Origin of the sequence: Chlorogloeopsis sp. ULAP02, assembly GCF_038404745.2 — a bacterium.
Classification (GTDB): Bacteria; Cyanobacteriota; Cyanobacteriia; order Cyanobacteriales; family Nostocaceae; genus Chlorogloeopsis.
The window spans coordinates 1-21,771 of sequence record NZ_JAYKTT020000082.1 but is presented as its reverse complement, the minus strand read 5'-3'; the positions used below and the strand labels follow the sequence as shown (position 1 = coordinate 21,771).

Sequence of the window (21,771 nt, the reverse complement as noted above, 5' to 3'; positions counted from 1 at the left end):
TCATTGGTTAGTTGTTAGGGACGGGTTTTGTTGATAATTTTGCCGTTTAAACTGATCATTTATCTTCTAAACCCGGACGTACAGCGGGTAGAGACGCTTCAGTTCCGAAGCGTCTGTATATTAGGGTTATTTCCTTGTCTCCTTCCCCGTGTCTCCACCTCCCCGTGTCCCCTTGTCCTCTTTCCCCTTGTCCACGCCAGTCGCTACAACGGAGGGAACCTCCGCAACGCGCTGGCTCCCTTGTCCCCACGTCCCCCACTCTCCCCATTTCCCATGATGAACTCCACCGTACCATCGCAACAAAACCCGTGCTAATCGTTGGGGATCGTGACGTACACAACCTGTTTCGTCTTCATGCATTACATTAGCTAAAACAATCCTTCGTTCCATTTTGGTTACTTCTTCGCGATCCAAAAAGACAGGATGAGAGCGTTGTTGAGCATAACGAATGAGTGCGCGGGCAGAAGGAGATCTTTTATGTACCAGTACAGCATTAAATAAGGCTCTGCCACCACAAGCCTTATCAATTGCTCGAATGTGGTCACTAACAGTGTATCCCTGAGTTTCTCCTGGCTGAGTCATAATGTTGCAGACATAGATCCGGGGTGATGTAGAAGCAGCGATCGCATCAGCAATTTCTGGTACTAACAGATTGGGAATTACACTTGTATACAAACTACCAGGCCCCATGATAATATAATCAGCTTCTTTTATTACCTTAATAGCTGCGGGTAATGCTGGTGGATTAGCTGGAGTACAGCCAATTTTGACAATATTCCCTCCTGCCTCGGTAATTTTTGATTCACCTTCAATGCGGCGTCCATCGGATAATTCCGCCCACAGGCGAACATCACTGAGGGTTGCTGGCAAAACTTGTCCCCGCACTGCTAGTACTTTGGAACTAGCAGCAACTGCTCGCTCTAAGTCCCCGGTAATTTCACTCATTGCCGTTAAGAACAGATTGCCAAAACTGTGGCCTGTTAAACCATCACCAACACGAAAGCGATATTGAAATAATTCTGTTAATAACTTTTCTTCATCTGCCAATGCAGCCAGACAGTTGCGAATATCTCCTGGCGGCAAAACACCAAATTCCCGCCGCAAACGTCCCGAAGATCCACCATCATCAGCAACAGTAACAATAGCAGTAATATTAGCGCTATAACGTTTTAGTCCTCTTAATAACGTAGAAAGTCCCGTACCACCACCAATCACGACGATTTTTGGCCCTCGGTACAACCGACGATGTGCTAGCAACACATCCACAAGTTCTTCATCGCCTTCTGGTCTTAGTACTTTAGTAATTGAACCCACCGTGCGGGTTTGTCCCCAAAGAAGCAACAACAGCCCGAATAGCAAAACTAGAGGCCCACTAATATAGTTGGGTAAGATGTTAGTAATAACTGTCAAAAAACCCCTAAGTAGCTCCAAAGTCCAAAAAATTGGCGTTAGCTTAACCCAAATCGCCAATCCCAGAGACGCTAGCAGTACACCCCCAACGCTAATTAATAACCAACGTTTTACAGACAGTCCTGGGGATAACCATTTGAACCATTGGTTAACTCGATGGCGAGTGCGACGGCGCGACTGCTTTTGCAAAGTGTTAAGGGCTTGCCTGAAAAAACCAATTGACATACCTAAAAAAGAGCAGTAATACAAACAATGGTTAACAGAGAATTTACACTACCTGGTCTCATGTCCAAGTGTGAAATTACTACATTTTTCACTCCCATGAAACCAAAAGCGTCGAGTTAAACTTGTCAAACTGCCCTGTAACATAACACCTGGCGAGCGTGGATCTGAAAGTTAATGGAAAAGCAAATTTTAGGATTAGACCCTGGGCTAGCCACCTTAGGATTTGGAGCAATTATTTGTAATCAAAATCAAGCTCAGTTACGAGATACCTCAATAAATATGCTAGATTACGGTGTTATTAGTACATCAGCAGATACGGAAATGGGACAACGGCTTCGTATTTTGTACGAAGATTTACACACCTTGATTGAGGAGTTACAACCCGACTTGGTAGCGATTGAGAAACTATTCTTCTATCGTATGGGAAATACTATCTTAGTTGCCCAGGCACGGGGTGTAATTATGCTAGTTTTAGCCCAACACAATCTGCCTTATGTGGAATTTACTCCTGCCCAAATTAAACAAGCTTTAACAGGCTACGGCAATGCAGAAAAATACGAAGTTCAACAAGCTGTGGCACGAGAGTTGAAATTAGAGCATATTCCTCGTCCAGATGATGCAGCAGATGGTTTAGCAGTAGCTTTAACAGCGTGTTTTCAACTGTAGTAAAGAAAGCGGGATCTCTAATGTCTACTTAGGCAGATATCTTGAATGTGCTCGTGTACACCAAAGATTTCCTGAATCACCAACACAATCGGAAAATTTTTACCTGTAGCAGGCATGGCTCTGTAGGCGGGAATTTTGCCATCTTTGACAGGAATTTTGACTGCACCTGCGATTAATCCTTTGGCATCGGTGGTGATGACTTGGGCAGAAATGGGTTGCACTGCTAGGGTAAAACCCGATGCAAGGGTGGCAGTGGCAATAAATTGGCGACGTGTGATTTCTTTCATAAATAAGGCAGAGAACAGAGGGCAGTAGGCAGAAGGCTGATAATATCTAGTTTTTGGACATAATTAGACATAAGTATTTTACGTTTAATTAAGTACCTAAACAAAATTAATTACACACTCGTTATCCTGTTCCCCGCTCCCTGTTCTCTTCCCTCTAAAAGCGATCGCACCCTGAGGAAATTTCTTAACATAATGTCTCAAGAGATATCATCATTCAGGACATTTTCAATATGAGTAAAATACGTGCTGTCGTTGTCGATCCTAATACGCAGGAGCGTTTAGTACTACGTGATGTAGATGCACCCACTCCTGCTGCCAACGAAGCAGTAATCAGAGTAGCAGCAATTTCTCTCAACCGAGGTGAGGTGAAGCGTTCTACCACTGCTGAAGCTGGTTGGCGTCCGGGGTGGGACTTAGCGGGAACAGTAGAAACCCCTGCTGCTGATGGTTCGGGGTTTGGGAAAGGAACGCGAGTTGTCGGTTTACTTCGTTCTGGAGCTTGGGCAGAATTAGTAGCAGTACCAACCCACTCGCTAGCAGAATTACCACCATCAGTATCCTTTGCTCAGGCTGCCACTTTGTCTGTAGCAGGTTTAACAGCTTACCATGCCCTACTCAAAGGCGGTTCGCTTTTGGATCGCCCCGTATTAGTTACAGGTGCATCTGGTGGTGTTGGTAACTTCGCCATTCAATTAGCACGCCTGAGTGGTGCTCAGGTAATAGCACACATTCGCACTCCAGAATATGAGTCTTTTGTTAAAAATGCCGGAGCGGATTCTGTTGTCATTGGTGAAGAACTCTCATCAGCTAGTGAATACGGCCCTTATCATTTGATCGTTGAGTCTGTGGGTGGCAAGACTTTAGGAACAGCTTTAGGCTTGTTGGCAGAAAATGGAGTGACGGTACTGTTAGGTGTTTCTGGGGGAGCAGAGGTAACATTCAATGCACAGCGCTTCTTCGCTACAGGTGGGGCAAGTTTATATGGATTGATATTGTTTCACGAACTACAACGCGAATCGGCAGCAGTTGGATTAAAAAGGCTTGTGAATTTGGTAGCAACAAATCGATTGCGTCCCCATATAGATTTAGAAGCTTCTTGGACAGAAATTGCTGATGTGGCACAAAAACTGCTCGACAGAAGTTTTCCTGGAAAAGCGGTATTGCATATCGGAGATTAGATACACACGACATCTAGAATTGGAGCGATCGCCTCTAGCGATCGCCACTTTTTTAAACAAATTGCACTACACCCCACTGCCCATTCGTTAACCAATCAGGATCAGATTTTGGCATTTGCTCAACAACTTCGGGTGGAATGCCTGCTGCTACTTCTGACTTGAGGGTACGTAGAGCTACCATCGGAACAGGTAAATATGACACTATATCTGCAAAATTAGTCGTATAATTCCAGTATCTATCTCCTAATAATCTACGATAATTTGCATCACCTTTGAGAATCAGCAAACTTGCATTTGCTAACTCATGTTTGAGTGAATCTGGTATTTCCCAAAACGCTAAAGGCGATGTCCAAAAATAATCATCGCGCAGAACTAATTGCCCTGATGCAATATATGCTTGCAACCTTGTACCAACAGCCGAAACTTTTTCATCGCCAGATGTTGCTAAAAACTCTGTTGTATCGTATACATCTTTAATCATGGCATCAGAAACAAAAGTAGGGTGAGGCTTCAAATGCAGATGAACTTGACTAGCAACACCACTACCTAATAGAAAATCTGTTAAACATAAGTCACAAACAAGTTCAAATCCAGCATTATCGACGATAAAATCAATTCGCTGATCTAGATTATTGAGTAACAATTCCGTGACTTTAGACACATCATTTACTAAAATATGAGCTTCTTGGTTTTCGATATCAAAACGACTGCGATTTGACTCAAAAGCTGACCACAAACTCAAGTCAACTCGATTACCCCAAAGTGCAAAATATAGTAGTGCAGTCAAAGCAGTCTGGTGAATTTGACTATGTTTTTGGGATTCTTCCAACCAATTTGTTACTTGAGTGCTCAGAGCAATAATTGCATCTAAAGATGTGTTTAAACCTTGAGATTTTTGCAATTGGAACGGATCTACACCTTGCCATTCACCGGGAAGAAAATAATTAGTAATGTTGAGAATGAGGCGGTAAAAATAAGTTTCGGCAAAGAACCAGGGAATATCTACCCAACGTTGTCCCTTATATGGTTCTAGATATTTATCCCAAGCTGCAAAATCTACATTAGTATCATTTACCAAAGGTAATAAATAACCCGATGGCAGTTCATTGGCTAGGTTTTCTAAACTTTCATTAATGTTAGGTGAAAAATTATTTTCAGCGATAACTCGGCGAGCAATTCCAGGCATTCTTTGAGTGACTGTAAACTCAGTGAAAGTGCCGCTTTCTGAGCCTACAAGGGGTTCTGGCAAGGGTAATTTGGGAATTTGTGATTTCATCACCAAAATTTTCTCTTGTAAAGATTCAGGTCAACAAACAGGATAAGTGAAGTATAAGCAGTTTGATGACCAGAAGCAGAAATCCTTAAGAGGAAACTTGGGGAGAATGTCACCGAAGCGGTAAAGCGATCGCAAATTCTGTTCCTTGCCCTGCTTGAGACATCAAACTGAGCTTACCCTTGTGTTTTTCCTCTATAATTTGACGAGAAATCGATAATCCCATTCCTGTCCCCTTACCAAGAGCTTTAGTTGTGAAAAGGTAATCAAACATCTTCTGCTGAACTTCCGGCGGAATACCAATACCATTATCTGCAATCTGAATCACAACATATTCATCTGCTACAGCTGTTTGAATCCGAATTTGAGGATTGACAGGTAAAGTTTCTTCTAAAGCATCGATCGCATTCGCCAGAATATTCATAAATACCTGATTCAGTAGTCCCGGATAACACTCCACCTTAGGTAATTCCCCGTAGTTCTTAATCACTTCAATTGCAGGGCGATTTCCTACAGCTTTCAAACGATGCCCCAAGATAGTTAGCGTACTCTCCAATCCATCATGGACATTTACCTGCACTTTGGCTGTGGCATCAGAACGCGAGAAATTTCGCAGAGAAATCGAAATATCTTTAATTCTCTCTGTACTTAATTTCATTGACTTCAGTAGTTTGAACAAATCTTGTAGTATAAAATCAATATCAACTTCTCCTAGTATTTGTTCTAGCTTTTGGGCTGCTTCTGGATAAGACTGCTGATAAAACTCAATTACCTGCGTTAAATCGGACACATACTCAAACGCTGGCGTCAGATTACTCACAAGACATCCAATCGGATTATTAAGTTCATGGGCAATACCCGCAACTAGTTGCCCCAAGGCTGACATCTTCTCACTTTGAACCAGATGCAGTTGCGATCGCTGTAACTCCTGCAAGGCTTGAGAAAGTTCAGCAGTTCGCTCACTTACGCGCTGTTCAAGAATTTCATTCCCTTGCTGTAGTTGTGCGTTCTTCTCTTCCAGCGTTTTAGTCAAATGTCGCAGTTGTAAGTGAACATTGACTCTAGCTAGAACTTCTTGTTCTTCAAAGGGTTTGGTGATGTAATCTACTGCACCCAACGACAGCCCTTTTACTTTGCTATCTGTATCTGCCAGCGCCGTTGTAAAAATAATTGGAATGGTTTGAGTTGCTGGATTTGCTTTTAAACGGGTACAAGTTTCAAAACCATCCATCCCCGGCATTTGCACATCTAACAAAATCAATTCAGGAAATTGCTGCTGGACAATATTGATGGCACTAGCTCCATCCATCGCCATACGAATTTTTAACCCCACTTGTTTGAGCGCTTGAGATAGCACAGACAAGTTGGTTGAATTATCATCCACAATTAAAATAAATTCGGCTGCTGAGTGATGCATAATTTGTCACAATTTGCTGACTAAAGATTTAAGAGTAGAAAAATTCTTAATATTTAAATAGCCTTGATATACCAGTAGGGTGCGTTAGAACGGAGTTCATAACGCATCGTATGATTGTGATGCGTTACGGCTAGTTCTTATTGCTCTTACAACTCAAGTCCTTGCATAGCCGTAACACACCCTACCGAACTGCTTACAGAAGAAAACAATAGGGGGAGAGCAGGATAAATTATCAAAAATATTCTCCCTATTGCCGTGTCTTTATGCCATCTGCCCTCTACTTAACTTGGAATAAATTGCTTGATGAACGTTGTGAGTGCATTCAATTCACAGTCTTCTGCAAAATTTGAGATTTTTTGAGCAAAGGCTGTCAATTGAGGATCTGCTGCTTTAAGTTTCTCAACAGTCTCAACAAGTTCATCCAAGTCTCCCATTTCGATTAACTGATTCAGATGCTGCAAAACTTCTACTGAAGGTGCTTTGATAGTTTCTAAAATCATTTCATTAGCAATGGTGGCTTTTGCAATGACAAGTTCGGCTTTGGTGTCATAGACCCACTCTAATTTGAGGTAACGTTGAATCAATTGAAGTAGACTCTCAGCCTCGATTGGTTTTGGTAAGAATTCATTCGCACCTGCATCTACACTTTTGAACTGATCCGCTTCAAACACACTCGCGGAAGAAGCAATCACAGGTGTATCTTTGAACTGGGATAACTGACGCAGATGTCTAAGCATCTCAAAGCCATCCATAATCGGCATTACCAAATCAGTAACGATCAGATCAGGATTCTCTATCACAGCTTTGTCTAAACCTTCTTGTCCATTAAAGGCTTCAACTAAGTCGAAGCCGATTGGTTCTAGCAAACTATTTAAAACAGAGCGGTTTTCCCATCGATCATCGACTACCAGCACCTTACGGATCACTCCTTGATAACCGACAATCGTACCATGCCGAACGACTCTAGAGGACTTTGCCCAATTTTGGGCTTCAGGCAATTCTACATCAAACCAGAATGTGCTGCCTTGACCCAATTCACTTTTCACCTCCAATATACTGCCCATCAGCAAAGCAATTTTTTGACTAATTGCCAAGCCAAGCCCAGTTCCTTCGGCTTGTGTTTTAGCATTTCCCACTTGCTCAAACGGCAGAAAAATTTTCTCTAACTGCTCTGGTTTCATGCCAACACCAGTATCTTGAATCTGAAAGCGAATTTTGTAAGAGTTTTGAGGTGATTTTTCCAAGTGAGAACTCAAAACAGAAAACTCAGAACTTTTAATCTTCTCTACCTTGAACGTGACACTGCCTTGCTCGGTAAATTTGATGGCATTTCCTAATAAATTAATAATCACCTGGCGTAGACGCTTCTCATCACCCCGAATGCCCGTGGGCAAGTCTGCATCCGGTTGATAAACGAAAGCAATTCCTTTTTGCTCGGCACGAATTCGGCAAATTTCAGCAATACCTTGTAGAAAGGACGGAAAATGAAAATCACTGGGATTGAGTTCCATTTTCTGTGCCTCAATTTTAGCTAAGTCAAGAATATCGTTGATTAGCATCAACAAGTGAGAGCCGCATTGGTGAATGATGTTGATACCTTTGCGCCCCTTATCAGTCATTGGTTCTGAGCGCAGGAGAATTTGAGCGTAACCAAGAATGCCGTTTAGGGGCGTGCGTAACTCATGGCTCATATTAGCGAGGAAGTCGCTTTTGGCTTTACTGGCATTGTCTGCTGCTTCTTTGGCGTATTTCAATTCTGCGGTGCGTTGTTCTACCCGCAGTTCAAGTTCTTGATTGGTTTTTTCCAGAGCAGTGAAAGAGTCTCGTAACTGTTGTGCCATACGGTTAAAAGATTGAGCAAGCACACCCAGTTCTTTCACGCCTGAAGTTTCAACTTCTTGATCTAACTCTCCTTGTGCGATCGCCTCTGATGCCCGACTCAACCGTAAAATAGGTCGGGCAATCCAGCGAGAGGTATAAATGCCCAAAACAGTTGCTAGTACCAGTGCAATGATACACAACCAAATGGTGTTGAGAGTGTTTGCATTAATTTGTCCCATGAAGTCTGATTCGGGCATGGCGACAACAACTAACCAATCTAGCCCCCATTCGTCTTGCCAGGGAGAAACTTGGACAAACTGGCGCTGTCCATTCAGTATAAAATCTAGCTGCTGGCTATTTTTAATGGTTTTTAGATCACCAAATTTCTCAGTCAAATAGTTCGATGTCGCTCGAATTAAGTTATCTTTGATTTGAGTACCCTGTAATCGCTGTGGTTTTTGAGCAACCACTGAAAATACTGGAGTATCGCTGGAGCTAGCCACCAAATAGCCAGTGCGTTCCAGAATGAAAATCTTACTTAATTGGCTAACTTTAATTTGACGCAGAAAATCACTGATTTGTGAAAGGCGCTGTTCTACACCAATACTACCGATGATATTCCCTTGCTGATCATAAATAGGTCGGCTAGTGGCGAGTGCCAAGGGATAATTATTAGTTTCCCATTGATAAATTTCGCTCCATCCTGGTTTGCCAGTTTCAACGCTCTTGGTGTACCAGCCTTCCTTCTGAAATTGGTAATCTTTAGTAATTTCAAATAATTTTACTGGCTTGCCTTGAGTATCAGTTGTGTAGTTGTACAAATCACGATTGCCATAACGATTAAGCAACACCAAACTGATATCTGGATTGCCGTGATTTGGAATTGTAGACTCGCGGTAGTATCCAGAGGCAATAAAGTTTCCTGTTTTAGAACCGTAAAGGATATAACCAACGTTATAAGTTTTTACTTGCTTAAATAAGAATTGAGCTAAACGGTCTGGATTTTCTGGATTCAGCAATCCTAAGTCAATCTGTTCACCATTAATTTGAGTTAGATCGCGAGTGGCTGCGGCATAGCTGTCAAGGTGTTGATCGATGCGATCGCCTACCTCAGTCTGCAAGTTTACCACCATTTCGTTGACTGCTTTTTGCCCATTTCGTAGAGAAAGGTATCCAGTCAGTCCTACTGCTGCAAAAATCTGTAGGATGAACGGAACAACTAAAACAATTCGTAGGGGAACTTTATCAGATACTTTAGAAACCTTATGAATTATCGGCTTAAATAGCATATTAATAAGAAGGCTTTAACACTAAGATGTATGTTTATGGTTCCCATCAAGAGTCAAAAATTTCAGGTTCTCACACAATTTTGTTGATGGGTGTTAAAAGGAACTAGGGGCTAGGGGCTAGGGACAAACAGAGGACAAGGGGAGATGCGGAGAATCTATCAAAAACATTCCCCGTTTGCTCTTTCTCCGTGTCCTCGTGTCACCTCGTCACCGCGTCTTTGTGTCCCCTTGTCTCCGTGTCCCACTTTCCCCTCCCCAACTGCGATGGCTGAAAATATCCTATTTAAGAAGGTCAAAAAAGCTTTAAAAGAAGCTGATACTAGGTTTGTTCGCGTTCTTTGGTGTGATAACGCTAACATTATTCGTGGTAAGGCTGTACATGTGGAAATGCTGCGCCACTACTTTGAGTATGGTGTTGGTATATCCGCAGGACAACAGGGTGTTCCGGTAATGTATGATGCTGTTGTTCGTAAGACAGGTTTAGGGCCAGTTGGTGAAGTTAGCTTAATCCCTGATTGGACTAGCCTCATTGCTTTGCCCTATTCTCCCAAACATGCTCGTGTGATGGGGAATATGATGCTTGATGGCGAGCCGTGGGGGTTTTGTCCGCGTCATTTCTTGGTGCGAATGATAGAGGCGGCAAGAAGTCAGAGGTTGGAAATTCAAGCAGCATTTGAGAATGAATTTTACTTGCTGCGGCAAACTGCTGACGGAATTTTACCCGCAGACTCTACACTCTTCGCCTCTACCCAAGCAATGGATATCAATTGTGAAGTCATTAATGAGATTGCCGAGGCGTTGATTGCCCAGGGTATCCCTGTAGAGCAGTATTATCCAGAATCAGGCCCCGGTCAACATGAAATTTCCATGCGATATACTGACGCTTTCAGTGCTGCTGATAGACAAATTGCTTTTAGAGAAACAGTACGAGCTGTTGCAGAACACTACAATCTCAAAGCTTCCTTCTTACCCAAGATTTTCCCAGAAGCTGCTGGTAGCGGTTGTCACATCCATATGAGTCTGTGGCGAGACGGTGAAAATCTACTACCCGATGCGCAAGGTTTCAGTGGTCTTTCGCAGGTGGCAAGAGCATTTATTGCTGGAATATTGGCTCATCTACCAGCACTGATGGCATTGACAACTCCTAGTGTTAATTCTTACCGTCGTATCCGCCCTCATTCTTGGAGTGGTGCTTTCCGTTGTTGGGGGTTAGATAACCGCGAGGCAGCAGTGAGAGTACCTAGTGCTGTTACTTTTGGTAAGCCTACACACTTTGAATTAAAAACTGTGGATGCAACAGCAAATCCTTACTTAGCTTTAGGTGCGGTAATAGCAGCTGGCTTAGACGGCGTGCAACAAGGTTTAGAACTAGGACAGCCAGTAGCTGTAGATCCTGGATATTTATCAGAAGATGAGCGCACAGCCAGAAATATTGATCCTCTACCGACAAATTTAGGAGAAGCGATCGCCCAACTTAAACAAGACAATATTCTTCTCAATGCTCTAAATTCCCAGTTGTCAACAGCCTTTTTAGCTGTGCGTGAAGCTGAGTGGGAAGCAATGAAAGATTGGGAATTAGAAGCAGAGGTGAAAGTTTTACTGGAGCGGTATTAGTGAAGGCAGATGGCAGAGGGCAGAAGGAATCCTACCACTAAGCAGAAAGGGAAGTATTAAGTTTACCAAAGCGGCGATCGCGTTTTTGGTAGCTCAATAAAGCCTGATAGAACGCCATACGGTCAAAATCCGGCCAGAGAATATCAGTAAAGTACATCTCTGTATACGCAAGTTGCCACAACAGAAAATTACTCAATCGCACCTCTCCACTAGTACGAATCAGCAGATCTGGTTCAGAAGTTCCTGCTGTGTCAAGGTATTGTGCAACTAAATTTTCATTTACCTGTTGGGAATTGAGTTCTCCTCTTTCCACCAATTCCGCTATCTGATGACAGGCTTTGGTGATTTCATTACGGCTGCCATAGTTGACTGCAACAGTAAAATGAATTGCCTGATTCTGCAACGTCTGTGTCATTGAATGTTGCATTTCCACTTGTAAAGACTTGGGTAGAATCGATAAATCCCCAATAAATGAGATCCGCACTCCTTCTCGGTGCATTTGGGCTAACTCTCGCTTCAACATTTGTTCAAACAAACGCATCAAAAAATCCACTTCTTGAGTCGGGCGTCGCCAGTTTTCCGTAGAGAAAGCGTAGACTGTTAGCGCTTTGATTCCCCAATCCTTACAACATCGCAATAGTTCTTTGAGCGTCTTTGCTCCTTGACGATGTCCAGCAATACGCGGCAGTCCTTTACTAGTTGCCCATCGACCGTTACCATCCATAATTACAGCTACGTGCTGGGGTAACCGATGCGGATCTAGATCTGCGGGTAGTTTTGAGAAAAGTTTAGAAGTCATAAGTAGTTCGGCAAAATTAAATTTATTCGTGGAGACAAGAAATAAGAAAACAATGTGTGTAATTCTTCTGTCTGAGTACTTAAAAAATCTTGAGCCTTGCTGAATGTGAGTATAAAATTCAAAAATTCGATATCTCAAACTCTTATTCTCTGCGCCTCTGCGTGAGGCTAATTCATTCCTTCACTAGGCACAAGCAACTCTCTCCAAATAACTCTTGCAAATACTCTGGTGTCAGGCTACTATGCCAAATCCACAGACGACGCATTGTATAGATGAATGTGAAAATGAGACTTGCCTGATTGCTCAAAGACCAATCATTCCATTTCAGTGTCCCCATCATGCGTTTCAAAGTACGGAATAGGTTGTTGCGCTTGTAGTCTTGATGGCGCGTTTTCATCAGCGTTCGTCCCACCCGCACAAGAGATGTATCAGGAAAAGCCCATACCCCAAAGCCCCAAAATTTGGTCATGTGGTTAATTTCGTCCTGCACTAGTTCCTCTAAAACATCCTGAAGTACTCCCGTAGAATGAGCCATCAGCCAGATATAAAGACAGGTTGCGCCGTATTCGGTAGCAACACGGTGTAAGCCGTGGCGATACAAGTCTTCATAGGCATCGTTAGTAGGAAGATAACCTCTGACAGTGCGAAGCTTAGGGGTAATTTTTTCACCTGTTAATTGGTAATAAATCTTGAGCAAAGCCGGGGTGTGCTGACGTTCTTCTTTTTCCCACAAACCAGGTTCTATTAACTCTCCATTGTCATTAACAGTTCCACCGACAAAACGAGCCATCTGAGGATGTAACTTTTCCAAATATTGTCGGCTAGTTTGGGTATAGCCTCTGATGGGTGCTTCTGTGTCCATTGCCCCCACAAGAATAGACAAAAATACTTCTGGTTTTACACCGATAATTTGCTCACGATTTATAGCTTGCCAGTCAATCGGTTTCCAAGGGCGTGGTTGGGGATTTTGAAATTGAATTGGTAAATCGAGTAGGCGATCGCACAATTTTTCGTTGGCAAGATAACGCTCTATCAAAGAACGGATGCGGCGCTGAATTTGGAAGTAGTGGGGATTGGAATCTATTTGCTCTGCTAAATCTTCTGGGGTTGGGCTAGGGGCAACAAGCATAATTTTTTACTTATATTTTTATCTCCTTGCCAAATAATTTAAGCTATCCCAGAATAGTTTGTCAGTAGGGTGAAGTAGGAAATTTTACTTGTATTATCAGTGTAAGAGTCGGGGAAAAAGTCGGATGGATGCAAGATTCTGCTTGAGTATACGCGTGAGAATAGTAAGATAGGTTATTTGTAGATCGTTAATTGGCAGGAATTGTGGCAACAGGGAAGTGAACCAAGTTAGCATTTTCTTGTTCAGTTCTTAGTCAGGACTACACTGCGCGTACATTCCTCACCCTGGCTTTAGGAGTTGTAAGATGAACGCTCATAAAATCGAAGTTATTTTAACTGAAGATGGAACACTGACGCTGCAAGGTTTACCCTTTCATGCTGGGGATGCTGTGGAAGTGATTATTCTGGAAGCTAAAACTCCACAGCGCCAAGCAGCACCAAAACCCCAATCAGATCAAAATCGTTATCCTTTACACGACACGCAACCATATCGGTATGATGACCCCACAGAACCTGTTGCTTTGGAAGATTGGGAAGTTTTGCAATGATTGTACTTGATACTCATATCTGGGTTTGGTGGGTACAAAACGATTCACGATTGACTGCACAACATAGACAGTGGTTACAAGATTATGAGCAAAAGGGTTTAGGAGTCAGCATTCTTTCTTGCTGGGAAGTAGCAAAATTAGTCGAAAAAAATAGACTTGTTTTGCCCTTATCTATTAATGAATGGTTAGAAACTGCTTTGGCTTATCCCGGAGTAGAGCTATTAGATTTGACACTACCAATAGTAGTAGATTCAACTCAATTAAACAGTTTTCATAGTGATCCGTTTGACCAACTAATCGTAGCAACAGCCAGATTTTATGATTGTCATTTATTAACTGTTGATGCGAAAATTCTTAATTATCCTGATGTCAAGACACTCAAATAACTAAGTTGATGAGAACAATCAATAGTATATGAATAAATATAAATCTGAATTAGAAGTAGCGTGTGTTACGGCTATGTAAGAGTGATCGCTAATCAAAGAAACGAGGGTAAATCAAAGGTTAATTTATGAGTTGGAAGATGACTGCTCTTGAGTTGTTAGAGCGTTACGCTGCTGGGGAGCGTGATTTTGCTGGAGTTGACGTGAATGGAGCCGATTTGAGTGGGGCTGTATTGAGGGAAATTAATTTAGATCGAGCGGATCTTAGTGGAGTTAACTTTACTGGTGCCGATCTCAGTGGGGGTTATGGTAGAGATCGCCATCCTGCATATACCAAAATTAGATATGCCATTTTAAGAAATGCTATTTTTCAAGATGCCAATGTGAGTTACGTTAATTTCTCTCGTTCCGATCTAAGCTTCGCTGATTTTAGCCGGGCTTACGGTAACGGGGTTTGCTTCGAGGATGCCTGCTTGTTTTGCGCTTTGTTGAACGATGCTGAGATTGGAATTAGCAGTTTTGACGGAGCGAATGTTAAAGGAACTATCCTTGAAGATGCTGAGTGGGTATGAGTTACTTTTCAACTAATTTATTCAGCATTAATTATGATGATGGTGAGTAAATTGTTATTCAATCGCGAGGAAAGAATAAAATTTGACTTCAAGAGACTCTCTGTCGGAAAAGTCGGCAAAAAAGTCGGATTTACAGAAACTTATCCGAAAAGACAGCATGGGAACTGTAAACTATCAATAACTAGCCCTCACGCTTGCAATTAAATATTCTCGCCGTTATACAATGGACGCTGAAGCAGTATTAGCATGGTTAGACACCGTAATTCCTACTCATACCGGAGAACGGTTGAGCGATCTGCAAAAAGTTATTCTTCAGCAAGTTTGGCACGGTCGAAGATATTTAGAAATTGCTAATTATTACGGTTGTACAGAAGGACACGCTAAAGATGTAGGCTCTCAGTTGTGGAAACTGCTTTCCAAAGTATTGAAAGAGAAGATTAACAAAAATAATTGCCGTGCCACTTTAGAGCGTATTCTCAGAAAAACTACTGCTATTTCAAGTTTAATATGTAACTCGCAATTTTCACCTCATACTATCCCGCTTGCAAACACAGATGGTGCAAATGAGGAGTTAAATGCCAATTTTCTGGGACGATCAGAAGCGATCGCCCACCTCAACAATTTAGTAAATCAAGGTATTAAAGTTATCGTCATTCAAGGTGAAGGCGGCGTAGGTAAAACCACTTTGGCTCAACAATATCTGCATCAGGGATTCGATTTAGTCTTGGAACTGTTGATGGCTAAGGAAACTCAGAATATCACTGCTGTGGAACACGTGGTGGAAGAGTGGTTGAAACAGGATTTTGATGAAGAACCTGGGGTGGAATTTGGAGTAACGCTGGGGCGATTGAAGCGACAACTCCACACTCGCAGAATTGGTATTTTGATTGATAACCTAGAACCTGCACTCGACGGGCAAGGCAGATTTATTACTCCCCACCGCAATTATGTAGAGCTATTGCGCGTTTTGGCTGATGCAAGGGTGCAGTCTGTGACTCTGATTACAAGTCGCGATCGCCTTTGCGAACCTGGTGTAAATGCATCCCACTATCGTCTTCCTGGTTTGGATATAACTACATGGCAGCAGTTTTTTATCAATCGAGGATTAGCAATTGATTTAATCACCCTGCAAAATATGCACCGCGCCTACGGAGGTAATGCCAAAGCAATGGGGATTTTGTGCGGTTCAATTCAGGAGGATTTTGACGGTGATATGGCTGTTTATTGGCAAGAAAATCATGCCGATCCCCTATCTACAACAGATTTAAAAAATTTGGCAGTCAGTCAAATCAATCGCCTGCAAGCCCTCGATCCTCAAGCTTATCGCCTGCTTTGCCGTCTGGGTTGTTATCGCTATCAAGATGTATCCCGAATTCCAACTCAAGGGTTATTAAGCTTACTGTGGGATGTCCCGCCTTCGCAACATCGCCAAATTATAGTCTCTTTGAGAAATCGCTCTTTAGTAGAGTGTCATCAAGGCGAATACTGGCTGCATCCGGTAATTCGTACCGAAGTGATCGCTCGTTTGCGTAACAGTGATGAATGGGAAACTGCTAACCACAAAGCGGCAGAATTTTGGACAACCAGCATACAACAAATTTCTACCTTTAAAGATGCTTTGCAAGCTCTGGAAGCCTATTATCACTACATAGAAATAAATGAATTTGAGTTAGCAGGAAAAGTCATACTTAAAAGTAGAGATAATCAATGGCGACAGTTTTTACCACTGGGTAGCACACTGTATCGTATGGGTTGGCTTCAGCCTTTAATTGCTGCTATTACTCAAGTTCTTAGCAATGTTAATGAAAATCAAAATGTCAGCGAACTATATAATATTTTAGGTGATTTATACTGGATTACAGGCAAAATTTATCTAGCGATTAAATGCCAAGAAAAAACAATTAATCTTGCTACTCAAGCACTGAAATCACTCATTTCCAAGCAGGGAAATAAACATAAAGTATATTATTTGCGAATGCTAGAGGTAGATTCTCTCTTAAGTATTGGACTTTATAAAATTGATTTGTGGGAATTAGAAGCAGCTGCCCAATTATTTCAGCAAGTTATTTACCTGGCTCAAAATACCGAACACCATCGCTGGGCAGAAAAAGCTTCTGTGTGTTTAGCCTTAGTCAATTCTTACTTAGGTTTGCGTGAGGCATCTTGCGCGTTAGCAGATGTCATTTATCACAGTATCATTACAGAGCAAATCGTAGAACAAGCTGGGAGATTTGCTTATTTCATTCAAATACTAGGACAAACATATGTTAATTTAGGAAATTTTACCAAAGCCAAAGAAATGTTCCAAAAAGCTTTAGCCTTTGCTGAAGAAAGTCATTATATGCAAGTAAAAGCAAAAACGTTAAATGGTTTAGCAGAAATTTATCGACAGCAAAAAAACTTTGAATTAGCTCTTGCCAATCATGCAGACGCGGTGAAACTTTTAGATAAAATAGGCGCTAAATGTGACTTAGCTATTGCTTATTTTAATTTGGCTTTAACTTATCAAGAGATAGGAAAACCTATAGAAAGTAAAGCTAATGTTGAGCAAGCTATTCAGCTTTTTACTGAAATGAAGGCAACAAAACAAATAGAAAAAGTTGTCGGGTATTTGAGAGTAAGCTAGTACTTCACCCATAGATTTTGACAAGTTGCAGGTTTCAGAACCTCAACTTTTTTAAAAAGTCGGGGTTCTATAATCTCATTTCTCTGAGTTAAACTTCTGCCTGCAAAGTTCTTGAAATAGCGATTCCATTTGCTTGGAGTAGGAGCGGCTATCCATAAATCTAGGGATCTGCTGCATTTTTTGCTTGATTTCGGCGCTTTTTTGTTGGCGCAGATTTGCATCCTGAGCAAGTGCGATCGCTAACTGCACGTAAGCCTCTTCACTATTAGCAATTAAATCAGGCATCTGAAGTTCTCGTAGCAGGGCTGCTGCTGTTCTAGAACGTAGAGCATTACCTTCCATAACAACAGTGGGTAGCCCAACTTCCAATGCCTCAACAGTTGTAGTAGCTCCGGAGTAGGGGCAGGAATCCAAATAGATGTCACCTAGTTTTAAACATTCTTTCACATTAGAGCGACCTTGAATATCTAAAATAATCAGACGATTTTTTTCGATGCCATAGTTAGCAAAGAAAGCAGTTAATTTGCCAAAAAGAAATTGTTTAGCGTACTGTGTATCCCAAATAGGACTGAATGGATATAACAATAGGACAGCTTTAGGCACATCTGCCATAATTTTTGCCCAAGTTATTCTTAACTCCGGAATAATCTTGAAAAAGCTAGCACCAGAAATGAACACAACAGATTCGTCTGGCACCCCTAGTATTTTTCTATTAAGTTGAATTGTAGGGGCATCAGCTTCACTAGTGAAATCGAAACAAAAACCAGTGCCATTAACAGTAACTAATTGCTCGCGATAGTGTGCTTGTGCTTCCAAAGGTTCTACTAAACTTCCAGAAATGTAGTAGTCAACATTTCGCGCTCCTGTAGTTACAGGAGAAACAAAATAAGTAGTCTGTATACGTGCTAGTCGATGCAAAACTAATGAAATTAAGAAGGTTGTGGCGATGAATAAGATATCTAAATCATCAGCACGTATAGCCTGCACTTGGCTATGAGTATCATTAGGTAGTTTAATTAACCGATCTGCACGGCTCTGACAATACTGCTCCAAAGGGTGATCGTGTACTTCAGTGGCATATAAAATAATTTCAAATTTATCTCTATCCAAATACTCAAAAATAGGAAGTGTATTGTAAGTTTCGGGGTGCGGAAGGAAATGATTTTTAAGCACTCCGATACGAATTTTTTTTCGGTTTACAAGTCGTTCCGGAAAAGTATAATCAATCTTGTAGTGCTTACGTTTCAATACTAACTCTGCAATATCAGCAATTTTCGTAAAAATATCGCGCAAATTTTCGATACTAAAGTATAGATATGTAATCTTAATACTTTTAACAACAAATGAAGCAATATTATGCCATAATTCTGAGTTCTGGTTATTGAAGAAGTTAATATTGACATAATTTACTAGTTTTTGAATATGCTTATAATATTTATCTACCTCTCCCACTTCCTGAAAATAACCTGGATAGTAAAGAATAAATTTTAGATATTCTTTTAGAAACCAAAGGGGAGTACAGGTAAAATCATACGTCAATGGTAAATGGTAAGCCTGGCGATACAGCATGGCTACTAGTAGATATTGAATTGCCTTGGGATCATCAAATCCTCTAGCAATATTTGCTGTCAGCGAATCTACAAAATGCTGCTCTGTATCTGTTAGCAGTTCACCTTTAATGCCGCTATCTATAATCAGTTGATGCACTTTACCCACACTACTTGAGTAGGTATTTTCAATACTCTCTGTTGGTATGGTAAGTAAAAAATCGGCAAGTTGTTGTCGGATTTCGCGGATAGTAGGAATTACCGATGGAGTTTGTTCAACAATCTTCTTAGGAATTAATGAAATTAAAGAGTCTAGGCTGATACTTCTAAGCTTATTTTCTATTACAGAAAAGCTTTTTAAATAAATCTGTGGATGAACAATAGCCACTTGAGAAGTATTGATATTTTTTAATTCCCGGTGGAGCGAAGGATATTTTTCTATACAATTATGATTCACAAAAAGTAGGAGATTTTGAGCATAGCAAGGTTCCACATTTTCATGATTCCATATCTTCTTTCTGAGGTAGTCAATTACTACATACCCATTTCTTTGAAAGTGTTGCAGCCAATAATCTGGCCATTGTTCGTTTAAGCTGTATGTTCCTCCTTGAGAAGGTATAGCTGCTGAAAAAAGAATAACAGATCCAAGATTGGTGAGGGAATCGATAAATGTTTTGGCAGAGTCGATGGGGAGATTTTGAGCGACTTCTAGAGATACGACTAAATCGAATTTTCTATTTATTTGCAGTGTTTTTTTTAAGTCAAATAACAAAAATTCTGCTGGAGAAATTTGTAAATTTTCTGTATCTATATAGTCGCCATCTATTCCTAAGCAATCCTCAATCCCAAATTCTTTGAAAACAGATAGCCAAATTCCTACACCACAACCCACATCAACCACACTGTGCGGCTGGATTAACTCTAGAAGTAGAGGAATAATTTCTCTGGCTGAACGTCGTGAACTCTCTTGGCTTGGCTCAGAAAAGTTTTGAGGAGAAAATTCACTTGCGACCATAGTTTAAAACTCCTCCTAGTACCTAACCTCTTTTGCTTTGAGCCTTTGGTTGTTGTACAAGTGCGCTCATGAAGCTAATTCTACATCGCAAGAAGCCCCACAGTCTCCATCTCAAACACAACAAATTCCAACTATTCTAGTAAAGCTAGCTAAAGCGATCGCGAATATTTATCCAAGCAGTGCTGTCCACTTTAATAGTGATGATACTGAAACTCGTAGTTATTGATCGGTGGTATAGTCATCACAGTTTCGGTTCAATTGAGTTAAAACTATTGCCAAAACTGCGATTCAGCTAATTTTTAGCTTAGTTTATTAGAAATATATAGACTAACTACCAATCACTTTTTTGACAAGTATTTGTAAAAATGTTAGCTTCGATACTTTATAGTATCTACAAAATAATTATAGGATTTAAAGGCTTTTTCCTCGCAGCCTTTGCTTTTCACAAACAACTTTTTTAGAATCCCAAAGTCTCAAATTATGGCTTGTTCTGCCACCCTAAATCAACTGATTGACGTTCTGGTTGCCAAACCTGCAAATTTATCAGATGCAGCATTAGCACAATTAAGTAGCGGTATCCAAACTGATACGCGTATCCTCAAACCAGGTGAAGTTTTTTTGGCTTTACGTGGCGAAAAGTTTGATGGGCATGACTTTGTATCAACCGCGATCGCCAAAGGAGCCTTAGCAGCAATTGTGGATTTTGAATACCAGAATCCTCAATTTCCCGTGTTGCAAGTAAAAGACACGCTCAAAGCATATCAAAAAATCGGCAGATGGTGGCGCGATCGCTTTGAGATCCCAGTGATTGGGGTAACTGGTTCTGTGGGTAAAACCACTACCAAAGAATTAATCGCCGCCGTTTTAGCAACCCAGGGAAACGTTCACAAGACTCATGCCAACTTTAATAACGAAATTGGCGTTCCAAAAACTCTCCTAGAACTAAGTGCAGAAAATGACTTTGCTGTGATTGAAATGGCGATGCGCGGCAAGGGACAAATTGCCGAACTCACGCAAATTGCCCGTCCGACAATTGGCGTCATTACTAATGTCGGGACAGCACATATAGAGTTACTTGGTTCTGAAGCAGCGATCGCCTCTGCTAAGTGTGAGTTATTAGCAGAGATGCCCAAGGATGGTGTGGCGATTCTCAACCACGACAATCCCTTATTAATGGAGATGGCAGCGAAGGTTTGGCAAGGCAAAGTAGTGTCTTTTGGCTTTGATGGCGGAGATATTCAGGGCAAGTTGATAGATAGCGAAACTATAGAAGTCGCAGGTATGCAATTACCCCTACCCATGCCAGGGCGTCACATTGGTGCTAATTACATGGCAGCTTTGGCAGTAGCGCAGGTTTTGGGCATTGACTGGTCAGTTTTGAAATCTGGCATCGAGGTGGATATGCCAAAAGGGCGATCGCAGCGGTTAGAATTGCCCAATGATGTAGTAATATTAGATGAGACTTACAATGCTGCACCAGAAGCTATGCTAGCAGCGCTAAATTTGTTGGCAGACACACCAGGTAAACGACGAATTGCTGTATTAGGTGCAATGAAAGAATTGGGAGAGCGATCGCACCAGTTACATCAGCGAGTTGGTGAAACAGTACGAAAATTGAACCTGGATGCTTTGTTGGTTTTGGTAGACGGACAAGACGCCGAAGTAATAGCTCAAAGCGCCCAAGGTATTCCCTCAGAATGTTTTACAACTCATGCAGATTTGGCTGCGAGATTGAAGAGTTTTATGAGAGAAGGCGATCGTATTCTTTTCAAAGCAGCCCATTCCGTGGGACTCGATCGGGTTGTCAGTCAGTTGCGTGCGGAATTTGCCAATTCTTAAAAGGCAGATGGCAGAAGGTAAAATACCCTTCGTAAACAGTAAGTAGTAAGTAGGCTGTGTTACGGCTAGTTCTCACTCTCATTAACTCTCAAATCCTTACATAGTCGTAACGCACCACAATCACGCGGTGCATT

General features: G+C 41.5%; 15 protein-coding genes and 2 pseudogenes. 9 read left to right on the top strand and 8 right to left on the bottom strand.

Annotated features, from left to right (window positions below; all coding sequences use genetic code 11):
- Window positions 1-267 precede the first annotated feature (267 nt).
- Window positions 268-1,635 (bottom strand): annotated as a pseudogene (locus U2718_RS30345) (gluconeogenesis factor YvcK family protein); the annotation flags it as partial.
- Window positions 1,636-1,809: 174 nt separating this feature from the next.
- Here U2718_RS30345 and ruvC point away from each other — a divergent pair.
- Complete coding sequence (ruvC, locus tag U2718_RS30340; protein WP_341993835.1) at window positions 1,810-2,301, top strand: crossover junction endodeoxyribonuclease RuvC; 492 nt, start codon at window positions 1,810-1,812, stop codon at window positions 2,299-2,301.
- Window positions 2,302-2,333: 32 nt separating this feature from the next.
- On the opposite strand, the pseudogene U2718_RS30335 reads toward ruvC, so the two are convergent.
- Window positions 2,334-2,588, bottom strand: a pseudogene (locus tag U2718_RS30335) (dienelactone hydrolase family protein); the annotation flags it as partial.
- A gap of 230 nt (window positions 2,589-2,818) precedes the next feature.
- On the opposite strand from U2718_RS30335, the gene U2718_RS30330 reads away from it, so the two are divergent.
- The gene (locus tag U2718_RS30330; RefSeq protein ID WP_341993836.1) at window positions 2,819-3,766 is read left to right on the top strand and encodes a zinc-binding dehydrogenase; all 948 of its coding nucleotides are present in this window, start codon (window positions 2,819-2,821) and stop codon (window positions 3,764-3,766) included.
- 52 nt (window positions 3,767-3,818) lie between these two features.
- On the opposite strand, the gene U2718_RS30325 is transcribed toward U2718_RS30330, so the two are convergent.
- The 3 genes from U2718_RS30325 to U2718_RS30315 form a co-directional block, all read right to left on the bottom strand.
- Window positions 3,819-5,042 carry a damage-control phosphatase ARMT1 family protein gene (locus U2718_RS30325; RefSeq protein WP_341993837.1) on the bottom strand — a complete coding sequence of 408 codons (1,224 nt, stop codon included), beginning with the start codon at window positions 5,040-5,042 and terminating at the stop codon, window positions 3,819-3,821.
- 109 nt (window positions 5,043-5,151) lie between these two features.
- Window positions 5,152-6,456 (bottom strand): response regulator, encoded by a 1,305-nt coding sequence (locus tag U2718_RS30320; RefSeq protein WP_341993838.1) that lies wholly within the window; start codon window positions 6,454-6,456, stop codon window positions 5,152-5,154.
- A 281-nt stretch (window positions 6,457-6,737) separates the two neighbouring features.
- Entirely contained in the window at window positions 6,738-9,566 is a 2,829-nt protein-coding gene (locus U2718_RS30315; RefSeq protein ID WP_341993839.1) for an ATP-binding protein, read from the bottom strand.
- Window positions 9,567-9,830: 264 nt separating this feature from the next.
- On the opposite strand from U2718_RS30315, the gene U2718_RS30310 reads away from it, so the two are divergent.
- Window positions 9,831-11,180 (top strand): glutamine synthetase family protein, encoded by a 1,350-nt coding sequence (locus tag U2718_RS30310; RefSeq protein WP_341993853.1) that lies wholly within the window; start codon window positions 9,831-9,833, stop codon window positions 11,178-11,180.
- Window positions 11,181-11,217: 37 nt separating this feature from the next.
- On the opposite strand, the gene U2718_RS30305 is transcribed toward U2718_RS30310, so the two are convergent.
- Window positions 11,218-11,979: an isoprenyl transferase gene (locus U2718_RS30305; protein ID WP_276746020.1), complete on the bottom strand. Its 762-nt coding sequence runs from the start codon at window positions 11,977-11,979 to the stop codon at window positions 11,218-11,220.
- Between the two features lie 172 nt (window positions 11,980-12,151).
- Window positions 12,152-13,108: a ferritin-like domain-containing protein gene (locus U2718_RS30300; RefSeq protein ID WP_341993840.1), complete on the bottom strand. Its 957-nt coding sequence runs from the start codon at window positions 13,106-13,108 to the stop codon at window positions 12,152-12,154.
- Between the two features lie 304 nt (window positions 13,109-13,412).
- On the opposite strand from U2718_RS30300, the gene U2718_RS30295 reads away from it, so the two are divergent.
- From U2718_RS30295 to U2718_RS30280, 4 genes are all read left to right on the top strand, one after another.
- Window positions 13,413-13,655, top strand: a complete 243-nt coding sequence (locus U2718_RS30295) for a hypothetical protein (RefSeq protein WP_341993841.1) — start codon at window positions 13,413-13,415, stop codon at window positions 13,653-13,655.
- Window positions 13,652-14,041, top strand: coding sequence for a type II toxin-antitoxin system VapC family toxin (locus U2718_RS30290; RefSeq protein ID WP_341993842.1), 390 nt, complete (start codon window positions 13,652-13,654; stop codon window positions 14,039-14,041). The genes U2718_RS30295 and U2718_RS30290 overlap by 4 nt, the downstream gene beginning before the upstream one ends.
- A 125-nt stretch (window positions 14,042-14,166) precedes the next feature.
- The gene (locus U2718_RS30285) at window positions 14,167-14,610 is read left to right on the top strand and encodes a pentapeptide repeat-containing protein (protein WP_341993843.1); all 444 of its coding nucleotides are present in this window, start codon (window positions 14,167-14,169) and stop codon (window positions 14,608-14,610) included.
- 223 nt (window positions 14,611-14,833) lie between these two features.
- Window positions 14,834-17,236, top strand: a complete 2,403-nt coding sequence (locus tag U2718_RS30280) for a tetratricopeptide repeat protein (RefSeq protein ID WP_341993844.1) — start codon at window positions 14,834-14,836, stop codon at window positions 17,234-17,236.
- A gap of 75 nt (window positions 17,237-17,311) precedes the next feature.
- On the opposite strand, the gene U2718_RS30275 is transcribed toward U2718_RS30280, so the two are convergent.
- Window positions 17,312-19,798 (bottom strand): methyltransferase domain-containing protein, encoded by a 2,487-nt coding sequence (locus tag U2718_RS30275; protein WP_341993845.1) that lies wholly within the window; start codon window positions 19,796-19,798, stop codon window positions 17,312-17,314.
- Between the two features lie 37 nt (window positions 19,799-19,835).
- On the opposite strand from U2718_RS30275, the gene U2718_RS30270 reads away from it, so the two are divergent.
- Complete coding sequence (locus U2718_RS30270) at window positions 19,836-20,024, top strand: hypothetical protein (RefSeq protein ID WP_341993846.1); 189 nt, start codon at window positions 19,836-19,838, stop codon at window positions 20,022-20,024.
- A 254-nt stretch (window positions 20,025-20,278) separates the two neighbouring features.
- A complete protein-coding gene (locus U2718_RS30265) occupies window positions 20,279-21,637 on the top strand; it encodes a UDP-N-acetylmuramoyl-tripeptide--D-alanyl-D-alanine ligase (protein WP_341993847.1) in 1,359 nt (452 codons plus the stop codon).
- Window positions 21,638-21,771 lie beyond the last annotated feature (134 nt).